Raw genomic sequence first — 2134 nt, forward strand, 5'->3', positions numbered from 1 at the left:
GAATCCGGTGTCGTGGATAGATCCGCTGGGTCTTGCTGGGTGTAATGCCCAATTTAATTCAAGAAAAGATGCGCTTAGAGCAGCAAAAAGAGATGTTGGTATTCCTAAAAACCAGCGTCCAAATAAAATATTTAATCAGAAACATCAAAATACAAAAGAATATGATCAAGTAATGTTAACAGACAGAAATGGTAAACCTATCTTAAATTCAAATAAAGAACCTATTTGGACAAGGGAATATCACTTCACAAAATCTGATGGCACTAAAGTTGTTATACAAGATCATGCTGCTGGTCATAATTTTGGGCAAGGTGGTGTAGGTGATCAGGGACCTCATTTTAATGTGAGACCTCATGATAATATTAGAACTGGTAGCGTTGATGGAACATTAGACCATTATAGCTACTAATGGAGACATATATGTATTGGACTGATTTGCCAGGTAGTGAATTGATGAGGAGAGTTTATTCAAACCCTCCGTTTATCAATGAGATAGATATTTTCAGTATTGATGTAAAAAGAGATGGGCCAACAGTAATTATGTCATTTGATCTTGTAAATAGTCTTCCTGATAAAACTCCAGATAAATGGGGTAAAGATTTTAATAGATGTAGAGCAGGTATTTATTGCTTTGGTGTTTCTGACTTAAATATGCAAGGAATCGAAACCGATATGGTTGCAAAAGTAGATATTAAAATTATGGATAATAAAAATATAGTGAGTATTAAAAATAACGATATAAATATAAAAATTATTTGCTCACATATAAGTCTTACTGGCCCTTCTGTCTACATAAGCAAATAAAAATATATGTGTTTGTAAAGCTAGTATAAAAATCATTAAACAACGCCGGAAAGATCTTTCGAGATCTTCCGGCCTTCTGATGATATCTACCGTGGCGCATACCCACAGTAAGCCAGAGCGGATTGGAGCTTAGAGATCGCATCTTTGATCTGATACGCTTCCTCGTCATTCACGGCACAGGCGCGTATCTCCGCCCAGTTCAGCCGCTTAACCAGTTGGGCCAAGGCCAGTGCTTCAAGGTGAGTTAACTGAATATCCTGTAAATGTTCAATCGCTATCGTCATCTCATGCTCTCCTCTTAACCCACAAAACCAGTTATCAGCGCCTGCATCTGCTGCTTGATCTCTTGCAGTTGGGCCTGTTGCCGCTGGTACTGCTGATGCTGTTGTTGCGTGTCTTCACTGTCAGGGATCAGCACCAGACAGCCATCCATCACCTTCACTGTAATCTGGCCGCCAGTATCAAATCCTGCCTGTCTCAGCCACTGTCCTTTAAGATGTATCGCTGGTGTGGCATTCTTGACCTTATGCCCGTTCGGCACATAACCCACCGTGTAATAACGTTCTGTTTTCACGGCTTTATTTACTGCCACTTCTGCTTTAGAATGCGCCTTAGCCATAGTAACTACCTCTTTTAGTTGCTTGTGGTGAGCAACGTATTTGGGTGCCCGCCCGAATACGTTGCGTTATTGCCCTCACTTCATCTTAGAAGACCAGCGTTCAGCCTCGTACTTGATGATCATTCCTTCCAATAACTCCCTAATCACCTCTCGCTGCTCCGGTTGCATGTTGTTAATAGCCTGAAACTGTAGAGCCAAGTCGGCATCAGGTAGTAGCTCATCTTCTTCAAATATCAGTGAATCAGTCGTGACCCGCAATGTCTGTGCGATCTTCTTAATTGCCTCCAGAGAAGGTAACGAAATCCCACCTTCGTAGCGTTTGACCTGAGTCACATGGATACCAATGGCATCCGCCAATGCTTGCTGTGAGAGGCCCTTTTGCTTACGGAGGGCAACGAGTCGGTTAGCAATGCTCATCGAATTAAACCAGTCAGAGAAATTTGCCGTCATTCTACCCTCCAAAAAATGCTTGCTTTATATTGGTATCTTAATGGATACTAAATAAAAGAGCAATGGAGTCTTGACGCATTTTTTAGGAGGTCGTTTTATGGCACGCATCCCGGAAGCAGAATTACAGCACCTGAAAGCCGCCGTCTCCTTAGTCGCCGTGGTGGAGCAACAGGGGCGACAGCTCTTTAAACGCGGCAAAGATTATGTACTGCTGTGCCCGTTCCATGAGGAGAAAACCCCGTCAATGGTTATCTCTCCGGC

At 42.5% G+C, this 2134-nt stretch carries 6 protein-coding genes; 3 read left to right on the forward strand and 3 right to left on the reverse strand.

Annotated features, from left to right (window positions below; all coding sequences use genetic code 11):
- Both LGZ99_RS24165 and LGZ99_RS24170 read left to right on the forward strand, forming a co-directional pair.
- Positions 1 to 409: HNH/endonuclease VII fold putative polymorphic toxin (locus LGZ99_RS24165; RefSeq protein ID WP_262979820.1), on the forward strand; the 409-nt coding region annotated here is incomplete at its 5' end.
- An 11-nt stretch (positions 410 to 420) separates the two neighbouring features.
- Positions 421 to 804 (forward strand): immunity 50 family protein, encoded by a 384-nt coding sequence (locus LGZ99_RS24170; RefSeq protein WP_244866493.1) that lies wholly within the window; start codon positions 421 to 423, stop codon positions 802 to 804.
- Positions 805 to 890: 86 nt separating this feature from the next.
- Here the strand turns inward: LGZ99_RS24170 and LGZ99_RS24175 are convergent, their stop codons facing one another.
- From LGZ99_RS24175 to LGZ99_RS24185, 3 genes are all read right to left on the reverse strand, one after another.
- Entirely contained in the window at positions 891 to 1088 is a 198-nt protein-coding gene (locus LGZ99_RS24175; protein ID WP_262979821.1) for a DUF7706 family protein, read from the reverse strand.
- A 14-nt stretch (positions 1089 to 1102) separates the two neighbouring features.
- Entirely contained in the window at positions 1103 to 1423 is a 321-nt protein-coding gene (locus LGZ99_RS24180; RefSeq protein ID WP_262979822.1) for a SymE family type I addiction module toxin, read from the reverse strand.
- A 75-nt stretch (positions 1424 to 1498) separates the two neighbouring features.
- Positions 1499 to 1840: a helix-turn-helix domain-containing protein gene (locus LGZ99_RS24185; protein ID WP_315903533.1), complete on the reverse strand. Its 342-nt coding sequence runs from the start codon at positions 1838 to 1840 to the stop codon at positions 1499 to 1501.
- Between the two features lie 130 nt (positions 1841 to 1970).
- Here LGZ99_RS24185 and LGZ99_RS24190 point away from each other — a divergent pair.
- Positions 1971 to 2134, forward strand: a 164-nt coding sequence (locus tag LGZ99_RS24190; protein WP_262979823.1) for a CHC2 zinc finger domain-containing protein, incomplete at its 3' end; no start/stop codon positions are given.

It is taken from the genome of Photorhabdus temperata, assembly GCF_025384845.1.
GTDB classification, from domain to species: domain Bacteria; phylum Pseudomonadota; class Gammaproteobacteria; order Enterobacterales; family Enterobacteriaceae; genus Photorhabdus; species Photorhabdus temperata.

Coding starts and splice junctions, on each gene's coding strand:
- LGZ99_RS24170 (WP_244866493.1), top strand. CDS start 421: ATGTATTGGACTGATTTGCCAGGTAGTGAATTGATGAGGAGAGTTTAT.
- LGZ99_RS24185 (WP_315903533.1), bottom strand. CDS start 1,840: ATGAGCATTGCTAACCGACTCGTTGCCCTCCGTAAGCAAAAGGGCCTC.
- LGZ99_RS24175 (WP_262979821.1), bottom strand. CDS start 1,088: ATGACGATAGCGATTGAACATTTACAGGATATTCAGTTAACTCACCTT.
- LGZ99_RS24180 (WP_262979822.1), bottom strand. CDS start 1,423: ATGGCTAAGGCGCATTCTAAAGCAGAAGTGGCAGTAAATAAAGCCGTG.